The following is a 13,663-nucleotide window of genomic DNA, read 5'->3' as shown; positions in this document are numbered from 1 at the left end:
TGCTGAAAACGCTCCATCCACACCTCGCAGATCGGACGATAGCGGGAAAGCGGGAGAAAGGGCAATCAGTCTTCCAACAGATACCCCCCGCGTTCGTCGAGCGGTTCGGTGCCCACGATCTTGGCGATGGAATCGCCCGGTACGACGTATTTGGTGAGCTTGCGCGAAAGCACGAGGCCCGCGGTGCCCGCGAGGATCGGCGTGCGGGCTGTGAAGGCGTCCGGGCCTTCGAGCGCAATGAGGTCGGCGATAGGCTGGCCTTTCTCGACCCGCTCGCCGAGTTTCACGCGGTACGCGAGGAGCCCGGCCTTGGCGGCGCGCACGATCTGCGTGGCGTTGAGCGGGGTTGCCGCGGGGGCTTTTTCCGGCGTCCGCGCCGGCGTGCCGGCGATCAGGCCCTTGGACTGGAAAAAGCTAAAAAGGTTCTCCGCATCCTTTTGCCCCAGATCGTCGAAAACGTCCGCGCTGCCGCGATATTCGAGCGTCGCGGCGACCGCGGAAAAGGGGATGGGCTTGTCCGGATGCGCCGCGCGCAGCCGCGTCCAGAGCGAGGGCCAGACCTCGTCGAACGACCCGCCGCCCGAATCTTCCGCCGTCAACTGCGCGGCCGAGCCCATCCAGTCTGCGAGTTCGGTCAGCTCGGCCATGGAGTCGGGCGTCACGAACAGATGGCTGAGCGCCTCGTTGTCGCAATGCAGGTCGAGCACGTAGTCGGCATCGTACGCCTCGGTCATCACGAAATGCCGCAGCTTTTGCAGCGCCGGGGCCGGATCGAGGCTGTCGAGCCAGGCCTTCACCGCCTCGCGGATGATCCGGACGTTGGGTTGTGCGTCGCCGGTCAGTTTCGGCGCGATGCGCTTGGCGGTTTCTTTATAGAGGTCCGGCCATTTGCGGTTGAAATTGGTGCCCGAACGGTCGTCGTAGCGCCCGCCATGGACCTGGAAATGGATCTGGTCCATCCCGAGCGGATTGACCATGGGGAAGATGACGAAGCGCGCGTTGAGCGCGCCTTCCGCATCCGCCTTCTGCAACAGCGGCAGAAGGTGGTGGATCACCATGATCCCCGGCTGCTCGTCGGCGTGAAGCGCGGCCTGGAGATAGACCTTCTTTGCTGCATTGGCGGGCCCGGCGCGGAAGAATACGAGATCCGTCGCCGTACCGGGGGCGTCGTGCGGGATGCGGTGGATAAAGCGTTCGAAAGCCATCTTACCGGATGTATTTGGGGCCGAAGCGCAGGCGTGGCCGGTGGGGCTGCCGTTCCTTGGGCATGTGCCGCATCATGCGCGCGTAGACAAGGCCGAAGACGAAAAAGATCGCCATCGTGATGACGAGGAAGTAGAGCCCGGCGACGGAGAAGTGCAGGAAGACGTTGAAGTCGCGCTCGAACAGCTCGGTCGCCTTGTTCATGATGTCCTTCTGATTGCCGATCACCGGCAGGGTGAAATAGACGAGCGCGGTGGCGTGGAACAGGAAGGTGACCTCGTTGGTATAAGCGGGCCATGCGACGCGGATCATGTTCGGCCAGGTCACGGTGCGGAAGACCTGCAAACGCGACATGCCGAAGGCCCGGGCGGCCTCGAGTTCCCCCTTGGGGACGGTTCGCAAGGCGCCATAGAAAATCTCGGCGGTATAGGCCGTGGTGTTCATCACCAGCGCGAGCGGGCCGATAAAAAGCGGACTCATCGCGAACCACGCGATCCCCATCGGGCGCCACCAGATGGGGTTGAGCGCGAGCATGATCGAATAGAACATGAAGAACTGGATGAAGAGCGGCGAGCCCCGGAAGGCGTAGATATAGGCCGACGAGAGGCGCGAGACGACCGGGTTCCTGGAGTTCTTGCCGAGCGCGAGCAGCACCGCGAGCCCGAAGCCGATCGGCAGCGAGGATGCGGCGAAATAGATGTTGAAGAGCGCCGGGAAGGCGAGGAGCTGGATATCCGTCCAGATGGCTTCAAGCAAACCCATCGCTCAAGCCTCCAGCGGCATGCCCCGCCGCGCCCAGGCGGTGAGGCGTCTGAAGACCTGCTCGGAGCCGAGCGTTACGAAGATGTAGAAGACAAACAGCACCGTATAGTACGCCCAGCGCCAGTCCCCGTGCACCAGCCCGGCCTGCGGCAGGAAATTGGGCGAGCCCAGCTGTCCCGCCCACCAGACGATATCGTTGATCTGCAGGAGCGAGAGCAGCGAGGTCGCCTTGATCAGCAGCAGCCAGACGTTCGAAAGCCCCGGCAGGGCGTAGATCCACATCTGACGGACATGGATGCGGGTCAAGACCTGAAATTCGCTCATGCCGTAAGCGCGCCCGGCCTCCAGCTGGCCACGCGGCACCGCGCGCATGGCGCCGTGGATGACGTTGGCCGTAAACGCACCGAAAATGATGCCCAGCGAGACGCAGGCGAGGATCAGGTATTCCGTTGTCGAGAAAAACAAGTTTGCGGCAGGGCAAGGCGGCCAGGCGGACCCCGCGCGCGCTTCGGCGGAGCAGACCGAAAGCGATAACGCCCATTCGACCGATTGCTCGAACGCCAGGGGAAAAAACAGAAAGAAGAGCACGTCCGGAATGCCCCGGACCATCATGATGTAGATCGTCCCGAGCCAGCGCAACGGCGCAAAGCGGGAATTGCGCGCCATCGCGCCCAACAGCCCGAAGACGAGCGCCAGGAGCGCGCCGAAAACGGCGGCGAGGATGGTGAACCGGAAACTCGCATAAAAGGCGAGGTGCTTGCCGTTCGTGAGGTAGGCAAGCCAGAAGGCGAAATCTTCACCCATAAGGATCGGCCTGTCGGTCGATGACGCCCCGGCGGCGATGTCGTCGGGGCGCCTGTTTGATTGTTATTCGCTGTAGTACGGACCCTGGCCGTCGAACCATTCGGCGATCAGCGCGTCGACGGTGCCGTCGGCCTTGAGCGCGTCGAGAGCCGCGTTGAAGGTCTCTTCGAGGTCGTCGTCATCCTCGCGCAGGCCTGCGCCCACGCCACCGCCGATCAGGATATCGGGGCCGATGAACTCGAGCGCGCCGCCCGAGTTGGCGACCACCGGGTCGAGCGAGGAGCCGTCGGCGAGAACCACGTCGACATTGCCCGCCGCAAGGTCGGCCACAGACTGGTCGAAGGTCGAGAACGCGACGATCGTGTTGTCGGCGCCGAAATTCTCCTCGGCGTGGGCCGCCTGGATCGTGTTGCCCTGAACGCCGATGCGCAGACCGGATAGCGCATCGAAGTCATAGCTCGAGCCCGCGGGTGCCGCAAAGTTGGACGGATCGGGCGGGAAATAGTCCTGGGTGAAGTCGATCGTCTCGTCACGCTCGGGCGTGATCGACATGCCGGCCATGATCACATCGTAGTTGCCCGCCAGAAGGTTGGGGATGATCGAATCCCATTCGTTCTGGACGAACTCGCAGGTGAGGCCCGCATGTTCGCAAATCGCATTGCCCAGGTCGATCTCGAAGCCGGCGAGTGCGCCGTCATCATTGACGAAATTCCAGGGCGCGTAGGCGCCCTCGGTGCCGATGCGCACGGTTTCCTGCGCCGATACGGCCGAGGTCAGGGCTGCCAGCGCGGCAGCGGCGATAATCACCTTCTTCATTTTGTGCTCCCTTTGGTAAGCGTTTTTGGTGAATGGGCCGGGATCCCTTCTTGCATGATGGTTTATCCCGGTCAGGCGTGACCGGCGGCGCCGAGGAACTGGCGCAGCCGGTCGGATTTGGTGGCCCCGAAGACCTCGTCGACCGTGCCTTCCTCCTCGATCTTGCCGAGATGCAGGAAGACGACCTTGTCGGAGACCTCGCGGGCGAATTTCATGTCGTGGGTGACGAGGATCATGGTGCGGCCCTCGTCGGCGAGCATCTTGATCACACCCAGCACCTCGACTTCGAGTTCGGGGTCGAGCGCCGATGTGGGCTCGTCGAAGAGCATGATCTTGGGATTGATGCAGAGCGCACGGGCAATCGCGGCGCGCTGCTGCTGACCGCCGGAAAGCTGCGCGGGGAAGGCGTCGGCCTTGTCCCCGATTCCGACCTTTTCGAGCAATTCCTGCGCCTGGGTCCGCACTTCCTCGGGTTTGCGCTTTTGCACCTTGAGCGGGGCTTCCATGACGTTCTCGAGAATCGTCATGTGCGACCAGAGATTGAACTGCTGGAAGACCATGCCCAGTTCGGACCGGATATGGCGCAATTGATGGCTGTCGAGGGGGTGCCGGTCGGGGCCTTCGGGAGAGAGTGCAATCTCTTCGCCGTCGATGGCGACGGCGCCCTGGGTAGGGATTTCGAGCATGTTGATGCAGCGCAGGAGGGTGGACTTGCCCGATCCGGACGAGCCGATCAGGGTCACCACATCGCCACGCATGGCTTCGAGCGTGACGCCTTTTAAAACTTCGAGCGCGCCAAAGGACTTGTGAACGTTCCTCAGCTCCAGTATCGGCACCATGCGCGCGGGTTTTCCCCTTGTTGTTGCATCACGGCCGCCAACCTTTGCCGGTGGCCGGGATGTATACCTTGCTGCCCGCGGCACTGACACAAGCCGACGCGCGCAGCGGTAGTCTCGCCCGGTCAGGGTCCGTGTCCGAACGGGCCGGCCCTGGTTTCGATGTTCCTCGGTCACGTCCGCCCGTGACCCGCAGCTCCGGTCCGTCGTGGATGCGGAACGGCTAAGGATTAAGCAAATCAGACTTTTGGTTATTTACAAAGCGAAAAAGAAATCCGAGGGGGAATACCGGGTGGATGGGGGTAAAATTTTTCGTGTACGGTTAAGCGGACCGGCATTGAAAGGATTTAGATACCAGCCTCGATGTCCGGGCGCGACGCCGGCGGATGCAGCCTGTATGGTCCACCCTGGACGCAAGACATTCCGGCAGATCGATGGTCTTTGATTACATTTCCGTGCTGGTTGCCGTCGGCGCAGCGAGCGCGGCGCTGTGTGTCACACTGGTGATGAGCTGGGTTCGGCAGCGCGAGTCGGCATTTCTCGCAAGTTGGGCGGCCGCGATGGGGATCGTGGTGGCCGCGATAGCGAGCTTTGCGGTTTACGATTCGGGCGCGGCGGTCGCCTGGATGTTGGCAGGATGCCTGTTGCTGACAACCGGGCTTATCTTGAGCTATGGCGGTCTCGTTCAATTCCGCGACGGAGTGTTTCCCGTCCGGGGCATCGGATTTGTCGCCGCCGCCGTAGCTGTCCCGATGATCGCGGCATTTGTGCTCGGGTATACCGGCGCGGTCATCTGGCTCGTCAATCTCATCGCCACAGGCGTGCTCTGTTTCATCGGCTGGCAGTACTGGCGCTTGCGCCCGGAGTCGGTCGTGACGATTTCCGCGATCGCAGGCCTGCATTTTATCCTCGCGGTTTCATTTTTCCTGTGTTTCGTCATGGGGCTCGTCGAGGCGCCGCTCTATACCGACGGCGGGATGCCCGACAACTGGGCCGAGAAGGCGAACCTCGTATGTTCGATCATTGCCGTTACAGGCATTGGCGGGCTCTTGAACACGATGCATCAGGAGCGGATTGCCGGACTGCACCGCGCCGCTGCGCTGACCGATCCGCTCACGGGGCTCAACAACCGCCGTGCGCTGTTCGAGCGGTTCAGGGACGAAGCGGTGCCCGAAGGGACCGCGCTGGTCATTTTCGACCTCGACGACTTCAAGGCGCTCAATGACCGTTACGGGCACGGTTTCGGCGATACCGTCCTCGAGCGCTTCGCGGAGCTGATCTCCTCCAACGTGCGGGCCGGCGACCTCGCGGTGCGTCTTGGCGGCGAGGAGTTTGCGCTGGTCCTTCCCGAGACCAACGCCGCTTTTGCCTTTTCGGTGGCCGAGCGGATCCGGAACGCCATGGCGCAGACGTCGCACGGCTTCGGGGACGATGAGGTGTTCTGTACGGTCAGCGCGGGAGTCGCCTTCGCTCACAAACCCGGCATCAGCCTCGATATGCTGATGCGCAAGGCCGACAACGCGCTCTATCTTTCCAAGCGCAACGGACGCAACCGGGTGACGCCACTCAAGTCGAGCGCGGCCTAGCGCGCCTCGCCTTTTTCGACCGGCGCATCCGCGCGTGCACCCCATTCGGCCCAAGCGCCGTCATAGAGCGAGACCCTCGGCGCGCCGATCATATCGAGCGCGAGGTTCAGAACGGCCGCTGTCACGCCCGATCCGCAAGACGTAATGACAGGCTTTTGCGGGTCGATCCCCGCATCGGCGATCAAAGCCCGCAGGTCGGCCTCGGATTTGATGTGCCCGTCCGCGATCACCTCCATGAACGGCAGGCTGCGGCTGCCCGGAATGTGGCCGGACGCGAGGCCGGGGCGCGGCTCGGCGGCGTCGCCGGTAAACCGCGCCGCTGGGCGGGCGTCGAGGATTTGCGCGTCGCCGGTGCGGGAGGCTTCGAGGACGGCGGCGAAGTCGGAGACGGCGCCTTCGGCCAGCCGCGCGTCGAATGTCGCCGCTGGAGCACGGGACCATCCGGCTTCGAGCGGGCGTCCCTCGTCGCGCCATTTGGGGCCGCCACCGTCGAGGATTTTCACCTCGCGCGCGCCCATCGCCTTGAAGGTCCACCACACGCGTGGGGCGGAGAAAAGGCCGTATTCATCGTAGACCACCATCGTCGCGCTCGATGAAATCCCCAAAGCACCCGCCATGGCCCCGAACGTCGCCGCATCCGGGAGCATGTGGGGGAGGTCTCGCGATGTATCGGCAACCGCGTCGATATCGAAGTAAATCGCCCCGGGGATATGGCTTTGCTCGAACTCCGAACGCGCGTCGCGGCCGGCATTTGGCATGTGCCAGGTGCCGTCCACGATTGTTACATTGTCGTCATCGAGATGATCGGCCAGCCATTGGGTGGAAACGAAGTGCGTCATAGCGAAAAATCCTAGGGAAGCCGGGCGAGTCGTTCGGTCAGAAGCGCGTAGAACGCGTCCGAATCGCCCGAGCGGACGAAGAAGGTGTTTTTCGGCCTGTCGGTCACGTGCCAGTAGTCGGTTACGCTCATCCCGCGGGTCAATTCACTCGCGGTTTCAATCGTGACATTGCACTGCCGGCCCTCGAATATCTCCGGGGCGATCAGGTAGGCGGTTACGCATGGATCGTGCAGCGGCGCGCCGTTCCAGCCGTATTTTTCAAGGTCGAAACGCTCGGAAAATCCAAGCATTGCAGCCACTGCGGCGCCGGTCCTGTTGCCGAGGGCTTCGAACGCTTCGATGCGCTTGTGGGTTGAGAGCATCTGGTGGGTGACGTCGAGCGGCATCATGATGATGGGGACGCCCGAGGAGAAAACCACGTCGGCGGCCTCGGGGTCGACATAGATGTTGAATTCGGCGGTCGGGGTGATGTTGCCGACCTCGAAATAGGCGCCGCCCATAAGAACGATCTGTTTGATTTTCTTTGCGATTTCGGGCGCCTTGATGAGCGCCATAGCGATGTTGGTGAGCGGGCCGAGAGCACATAGGCTCACAGAGCCTTCGGGTTCGCGGCGCAAAGTGTCCACGATGAAATCGACGCCGTGCCCATCTTCTATGCGCTTTTGAGGCTCGGGCAGATCGGGGCCGTCTAGGCCGGTCTGGCCGTGGACGTGTTCGGCGGTCACCAGCGGCCGGCGCAAGGGCCGGGCGCAGCCGGCAAAGACCGGAATGTCCGTCCGGCCCGAGAGCTCGACCACCTTGAGCGCGTTCTTGGCGTTCTGTCCGAGGCTGACATTTCCCGCGACGGCGACGATGCCGAGCACGTTGATATCCCCGGGGGAGGCAAGTGCGAGTAGAATGGCAACAGCGTCGTCCTGACCGGGGTCGGTGTCGATGATGATATTTTCGGGCACGGGGTGGTCCCTTGGTAACTGAGGAGTTGGCGGCGCGATCCTACCGGGCGAAGATCAAAAGGGAAGGGGGGCAAGTCACGTGAATGGGCATTTAAACATGATGCTTGCCATCAGCTTTTCTTGACACAGTTTAGAATTGTTATAATCTGCGGGCCATGCCATCCGGTGACGCGATGCCGAATCGGTGCCGTCGCATTGTGCGGTGGCCTTTGAAAGAGCGAGGCTTTGGATAATGAGACTCACACGCCAGTCAAGCTACGCCGTCCGGACGTTGATGTATTGCGCCATCAACACGCCGGAGCTCTCGCGCGTCAGCGATATTGCCAAGGCCTACGGTATTTCCGAACTTTTTCTTTTCAAGCTGATCAAGCCGCTGGTGGAAAACCACATGCTCGAGACCGTGCGCGGGCGGCATGGCGGCATCCGGCTGGCGCGGCCGGCCTCCGAGATATCGCTTCTGGACGTCATCAAGCTCACCGAAGAAAATTTCGCGCTTGCCGAGTGCTTCGAGGGCGGGGAGACGTCCTGCCCGCTGGTCGGCGGCTGTGAACTCAACGGCGCACTCACCGAAGCGCTCGAGGCGTTCTTCGCCGTGTTGCAGTCCTATACGATCGCCGATCTCACCGACAAGCGCCGCGCCATGCGCTCGCGCCTGGGCATCGAAATGCTCGGCGGCATGGAACTGAACTAAGCCGGACGTCCCTCCAAGCCCCGCCTGAATCGCGGGGCTTTTTCATTTTTCAAAATATGATCTTTACAGTCAGGTTTTAGGCTGCTAGACACAGTCCTGCAGGAGTGAGGCCTGCCCCTTGGCCCTGTATGCGGAGCGCCAAAGCCGCATACAGGGCCATTTTTCATTTCATTTCAGGCATTTTCCGGTCCGCGCGCGAACGTTTTCCGTAGCCAATCATTGGTTAGGGTCTGTCACGATGATCGCCAGCGCCGCTGGCGGCGTGCGGGCCGTTGAGGAGAAATGTTCGATGTGGAATGCCATGCCCACGGCCGCACTCGCGGCGATCTTCGTTGTGTCCGGGCTCATGATTTTCGTCAGCGGGCTCCGACTGACGGGGATTGTGGACAAGATTGCAGACCGCACCGGGCTGGGGGAGGCGCTTGTCGGCGCCGTGCTCCTGGGCGCGGCAACATCCCTCAGCGGCACCGTCGTTTCCGTCACAGCGGCGGTAGAGGGCCGGGCGTCGCTGGCGTTTTCAAACAGCGTGGGCGGCATTGCCGCTCAAACGGTGTTCCTTGCGGTCGCCGACATGTTCTATCGCAAGACCAATCTCGAACACGCCGCCGCCGATCTGGCGAATGTCTTTCAGGGGCTGGTTCTGGTTGTCCTGCTTGCCCTGCCATTCGTCGCATTCACCACGCCCGAATTTGCCGTTTTCGGGGTGCATCCGGTCTCTTTCGCCATCCCGGTCGTCTACCTGTTCGGTCTATCGGGCAGCCGCCGGGTTCGCGCTGAGCCGATGTGGGAGCCGGTCGAAACGGACGAGACGCGGACAGATACGCCCGACGAAGAGGATTTGCGCGCTCCGAAGGTCAGCACACCGAGGCTTTTTGCGACGTTCGGCGTGCTGATGGCGTTCATGGGGATTGCAGGCTGGGCAGTCGCGGAATCGGCATTGGCCTTCATCGACAGGGCGGGCGTTTCCGAAAGCCTCGTCGGCGCGCTCGCTACCGCTGTTGTCACATCGCTGCCCGAACTGGTGACGACCGTGGGCGCGGTGCAGCGCGGCGCCCTGCAACTGGCCGTCGGCGGGATTATCGGCGGTAATACGTTCGACACCCTCTTTCTCACTCTCGCCGATGTCTTTTATCGCCCGGGATCGCTCTATCACGCGATTGGTCCCGGCGATCTGTTCTGGGCCGCGCTCGGCATATTGATGACGGGCATTCTGCTCGGCGGGCTGATTCTGCGGCAAAAGCGCGGGCCGGCCCGGATCGGCGGGGAAAGCATGGCGATGGTGCTGGTATACGTCATCGCGGTTGTCATCCAGGCCTTCACAGCCTGAGGGTGCCTCAAAATTTTACCGATTGATAAAAAATCGGTTCCGCGCTAGCGTCAACCTCAGTGGAACATCTGAGGGGGTGTTGTCATGGCCATAGGCCAGTTCGCTAAAGGCGTAGCGGCGGGACGGCTCGATCCCGAGCAGTACGCCGAGAATTTTTCCGACCTGCATGAGCCCTTTACCGAGCATGAGGCGAGGGTCGAGGCCGACCGGTGCTATTTCTGCTACGATGCGCCCTGCATGAACGCGTGTCCGACACAGATCGACATTCCGATGTTCATCCGCCAGATCGCGACGGAAAACCCGCTCGGTTCGGCCAAGACGATTTTCGACCAGAACATTCTGGGCGGCATGTGCGCGCGGGTGTGTCCGACCGAAACGCTTTGCGAAGAGGCCTGTGTCCGCGAGGCGGCGGAGGGCAAGCCGGTGCAGATCGGGCGGCTCCAGCGTTACGCGACAGACGTCGCGATTTCCCAGGACGTGCAGTTTTACGAGCGCGCGCCGCGATCCGGCAAGCGCGTAGCGGTCGTCGGCGCCGGCCCTGCGGGCCTCGCCTGCGCGCATCGGCTGGCGATGCACGGGCACGATGTGACGGTCTTCGACGCCCGGGAGAAGCCCGGCGGACTCAACGAATACGGCATTGCCGCCTACAAGTCGGTTGACGGATTCGCGCAGGCGGAAGTCGACTATCTCGTGGAAATCGGTGGCATCGCGATTGAGAATGGTAAGGCGTTGGGCCGCGAGATCGCGCTGTCCGGCCTTGTCGCCGATTATGATGCGGTGTTCCTCGGGATGGGCCTTGGCGGGGTCAACGATCTGCATGCCGAAGGCGAGGATGCTGCGGTCAACGCGGTGGATTTCATTGCCGAATTGCGCCAGGCGTCGGACCTTTCGGCATTGCCAGTCGGTCGCCGCGTCGTCGTCATCGGCGGGGGTATGACGGCGATCGACGCCGCAGTTCAATCCAAGCTCCTGGGTGCCGAGGACGTCACGATCTGTTATCGGCGCGGCAAGGAAAACATGAACGCATCGGTCTTCGAGCAGGATCTGGCGGCGGCCAACGGCGTCACCATCCGGCACTGGCTCGCCCCGAAGCGGGTTCTGACCGAGGACGGCAAGGTCACGGGCATCGAGCTAGAATATACGATGCTCGACAACGCCCGGCTGACGGGCACGGGAGAGGTCCTCATCTTGCCGGCGGATCAGGTCTTCAAGGCCATCGGTCAAACCTTTGCATCGTCGGCACTTAACGGCAGCGGGCCGGTCATCGCGCTCGAGAACGGCCGCATCAAGGTCGATGCGGAGGGGCGTACGTCGCTTGATCGCGTCTGGGCCGGCGGCGACTGCGTCGCCGGAGGTGAAGACCTTACCGTTTCGGCGGTCGCGATGGGGCGTGATGCCGCCGACAGCATCAACCGCGCGCTCGGCGCGTAGGAGGAGAAAATGGCAGACCTCACGACCACTTTCGCCGGTATCAAATCGCCCAATCCGTTCTGGCTCGCATCCGCGCCACCGACGGACAAGGCTTATAACGTCGTCCGAGCCTTCGAGGCGGGGTGGGGTGGCGTCGTCTGGAAAACTTTGGGGGAAGAGGGGCCGCCGGTCGTCAACGTCAACGGGCCGCGCTACGGCGCGATCTGGGGCGCCGACCGGCGACTCCTCGGACTGAACAACATCGAGCTCATCACTGACCGGGACCTGCAGACCAACCTGCGCGAGATCAAGCAGGTCAAGCGAGACTGGCCGGACCGGGCGCTCGTGGTTTCCATCATGGTGCCCTGCGAAGAGGAAAGCTGGAAGGCCATCCTGCCGCTTGTCGAGGAGACCGGGGCAGACGGAATCGAACTCAATTTCGGCTGTCCGCATGGCATGAGCGAGCGCGGCATGGGTTCGGCGGTGGGTCAGGTTCCCGAGTATGTCGAGATGGTCGCTCGCTGGTGCAAGCAGTATACGCGCATGCCGGTGATCACCAAGCTGACGCCGAACATCACCGACATCCGCAAGCCCGCGCGCGCTGCGTTCAGCGGCGGGAGCGACGCTGTTTCGCTCATCAATACGATCAATTCGATTACCGCGGTCGATCTCGACAGCTTTTCACCCGAACCCTCGATCGACGGCAAGGGTACCCATGGCGGGTATTGCGGGCCTGCGGTCAAGCCCATCGCGCTTTCGATGGTTTCGGAAATCGCGCGCGACCCGGAGATGCGGGGCAAGCTCATTTCCGGTATCGGCGGGATCACGACGTGGCGCGATGCGGCCGAGTTCATGGCGCTCGGGGCGGGGACCGTGCAGGTATGCACGGCGGCGATGACCTACGGGTTCAAGATCGTCCAGGAGATGATCACCGGGCTTTCGAACTACATGGACGAAAAGGGGTTCACGTCCGTCGACGATCTTGTTGGACGTGCTGTACCCAACGTGACCGACTGGCAGTATCTCAACCTCAACTACGTCACCAAGGCGCGGATCAATCAAGACCTGTGCATTTCCTGCGGGCGCTGCCATATCGCGTGCGAGGACACCTCGCACCAAGCGATCTTCAACGAGGTCGACGGCAAGCGCATGTTCGTCGTCAACGACGAAGAGTGTGTTGGCTGCAATCTGTGCGTCAACGTCTGTCCGGTCGAGGACTGCATCACGATGGAACAGCTCGCGCCCGGCCAGTTGGACGAACGCACGGGCAAACGGGTCGCCGAGGATTATGCGAACTGGACGACGCATCCAAACAATCCAATGGCCAAGGTAAGAGAGCCGGCGGAATAGCGTTTTAGAGGCGGCAGACGCGCGGACGCTGCCGTCTACTACTGCGCGGTAGCGACGCGCTACTAACCAGCGGTGATCGCAAAGGTTCGTCTGCGACGGGCTCGGCGTGGCTGCTGGCGCGCCCCGTTGACGGGATCCGGGGACCGGCGCACTGTTTTGCCGCTCAGGCAGCGGGAGACAGACAAATGCGCTTTACCGATCCAGTCCATCTCATGCCGGCGCCAGGCACGGGCAAATATGTTCTCGTCCAGCCGGTGCGCTATCAGGTCGGGTTCATGGGGTCGGGCGTTACAGTCACCGTGCCGGACGGATTCATGACGGACCTTGCGTCAGTCCCGCGGGTGCTCTGGAGCCTCCTTCCGCCGCACGATCCCGATTATGCCGCGGCCGCGGTACTGCACGACTATCTTTACACCTGGAAAGGCGGTGCGTTCACGCGAGTGGTCGCGGACGCCATCTTTTACGAGGCTATGCGTATTCTCGGCGTTCCGGCCTGGAAGGCGGTCATCATGTATCTCGCGGTGCGAGCTGCCAATACATGGGCTGTCAGCAAGACAAGTCCAGAGGTAATGGCGCAGGTGAGCACGCCGGGCGTGCCTCCCGGTACCGAGTAGGGGCTCCATAGCGCGTTTTTTTCGCCTGATGTCGCAAAAGACGGCGTTCAATCGTCCTAAGGGCGTTAACGCATTTCAGTAGCGAGAAACTTCATGCCGACCGAATTGACTTCCTTGACGATAATTGTAGCGCGCGGCCTGCTGGGCGGCGCGTTTCTCATAGCCGGACTGCGCAATGCGCGCAGCATTCCCGCGCTGACAGCCGTCCTGGATGCGCAAGGTGTCCCCTTTGCCCGGGTGTGTGCGATCATCGGGGTGGGAACGCAGATTGTCTGTGGCGCGGCGCTTGCGACCGGACTTCTGGTCCCCTATGCCGCCGCCGGGCTCGCACTGTTCGTGCTGTTGGCAACCCTGATCGTCCACAGATACTGGACCTATGAGGGCGATGAGCGGTTCGCTCACGTCAACGCCTTCATTTCCAACACCGCGCTGTTTGGCGCTTTCGTCCTGGCGATGGGGACAGCGCTCTAGG

Annotated in this window: 14 protein-coding genes; 7 read left to right on the top strand and 7 right to left on the bottom strand. The window is 62.4% G+C overall.

Features of this window, described 5'->3' with window-relative positions:
• Positions 1-65: 65 nt before the first annotated feature.
• The 5 genes from LSG43_RS10855 to LSG43_RS10835 all read right to left on the bottom strand — a co-directional run bounded on the left by LSG43_RS10855 (position 66) and on the right by LSG43_RS10835 (position 4,424).
• Positions 66-1,205 (bottom strand): succinylglutamate desuccinylase/aspartoacylase family protein, encoded by a 1,140-nt coding sequence (locus LSG43_RS10855; protein ID WP_231803976.1) that lies wholly within the window; start codon positions 1,203-1,205, stop codon positions 66-68.
• A 1-nt stretch (position 1,206) separates the two neighbouring features.
• A complete protein-coding gene (locus LSG43_RS10850) occupies positions 1,207-1,965 on the bottom strand; it encodes an ABC transporter permease (RefSeq protein ID WP_231803974.1) in 759 nt (252 codons plus the stop codon).
• A gap of 3 nt (positions 1,966-1,968) precedes the next feature.
• Entirely contained in the window at positions 1,969-2,769 is an 801-nt protein-coding gene (locus LSG43_RS10845) for an ABC transporter permease (RefSeq protein WP_231803972.1), read from the bottom strand.
• Between the two features lie 63 nt (positions 2,770-2,832).
• Complete coding sequence (locus tag LSG43_RS10840; protein ID WP_231803970.1) at positions 2,833-3,585, bottom strand: transporter substrate-binding domain-containing protein; 753 nt, start codon at positions 3,583-3,585, stop codon at positions 2,833-2,835.
• A gap of 71 nt (positions 3,586-3,656) precedes the next feature.
• On the bottom strand, positions 3,657-4,424 hold the full coding sequence (locus LSG43_RS10835; RefSeq protein WP_231803968.1) for an ABC transporter ATP-binding protein: 768 nt from the start codon (positions 4,422-4,424) through the stop codon (positions 3,657-3,659).
• A 431-nt stretch (positions 4,425-4,855) separates the two neighbouring features.
• Between LSG43_RS10835 and LSG43_RS10830 the strand changes: the two genes are divergently transcribed.
• Complete coding sequence (locus LSG43_RS10830) at positions 4,856-6,007, top strand: GGDEF domain-containing protein (protein ID WP_231803966.1); 1,152 nt, start codon at positions 4,856-4,858, stop codon at positions 6,005-6,007.
• On the opposite strand, the gene sseA is transcribed toward LSG43_RS10830, so the two are convergent.
• The gene (sseA, locus tag LSG43_RS10825) at positions 6,004-6,846 is read right to left on the bottom strand and encodes a 3-mercaptopyruvate sulfurtransferase (protein WP_231803964.1); all 843 of its coding nucleotides are present in this window, start codon (positions 6,844-6,846) and stop codon (positions 6,004-6,006) included. The two genes, LSG43_RS10830 and sseA, sit on opposite strands and share 4 nt — an antisense overlap.
• 11 nt (positions 6,847-6,857) lie before the next feature.
• Positions 6,858-7,799 carry a nucleoside hydrolase gene (locus tag LSG43_RS10820; RefSeq protein WP_231803961.1) on the bottom strand — a complete coding sequence of 314 codons (942 nt, stop codon included), beginning with the start codon at positions 7,797-7,799 and terminating at the stop codon, positions 6,858-6,860.
• A gap of 232 nt (positions 7,800-8,031) precedes the next feature.
• Here LSG43_RS10820 and rirA point away from each other — a divergent pair, with 232 nt between their 5' ends.
• The 6 genes from rirA (at position 8,032) to LSG43_RS10790 (ending at position 13,662) form a co-directional block, all read left to right on the top strand.
• Entirely contained in the window at positions 8,032-8,490 is a 459-nt protein-coding gene (gene rirA / locus LSG43_RS10815; RefSeq protein WP_231803959.1) for an iron-responsive transcriptional regulator RirA, read from the top strand.
• A gap of 238 nt (positions 8,491-8,728) precedes the next feature.
• Positions 8,729-9,817 carry a sodium:calcium antiporter gene (locus LSG43_RS10810; protein ID WP_231803958.1) on the top strand — a complete coding sequence of 363 codons (1,089 nt, stop codon included), beginning with the start codon at positions 8,729-8,731 and terminating at the stop codon, positions 9,815-9,817.
• A gap of 84 nt (positions 9,818-9,901) precedes the next feature.
• Positions 9,902-11,248, top strand: coding sequence for an NAD(P)-dependent oxidoreductase (locus tag LSG43_RS10805; protein ID WP_231803957.1), 1,347 nt, complete (start codon positions 9,902-9,904; stop codon positions 11,246-11,248).
• Positions 11,249-11,257: 9 nt separating this feature from the next.
• Positions 11,258-12,577: an NAD-dependent dihydropyrimidine dehydrogenase subunit PreA gene (preA, locus tag LSG43_RS10800; protein ID WP_231803956.1), complete on the top strand. Its 1,320-nt coding sequence runs from the start codon at positions 11,258-11,260 to the stop codon at positions 12,575-12,577.
• A gap of 185 nt (positions 12,578-12,762) precedes the next feature.
• Positions 12,763-13,191: a DUF1353 domain-containing protein gene (locus tag LSG43_RS10795; RefSeq protein WP_231803955.1), complete on the top strand. Its 429-nt coding sequence runs from the start codon at positions 12,763-12,765 to the stop codon at positions 13,189-13,191.
• Between the two features lie 114 nt (positions 13,192-13,305).
• Complete coding sequence (locus tag LSG43_RS10790) at positions 13,306-13,662, top strand: DoxX family protein (RefSeq protein ID WP_231803954.1); 357 nt, start codon at positions 13,306-13,308, stop codon at positions 13,660-13,662.
• The last annotated feature ends 1 nt before the right edge of the window (position 13,663 follow it).

The sequence above is a fragment of the Pelagibacterium xiamenense genome (assembly GCF_021166475.1).
Classification (GTDB): domain Bacteria; phylum Pseudomonadota; class Alphaproteobacteria; order Rhizobiales; family Devosiaceae; genus Pelagibacterium; species Pelagibacterium xiamenense.
Note: the sequence above shows the minus strand (reverse complement) of the source record. Positions and strands in the feature narration are given on the sequence as shown.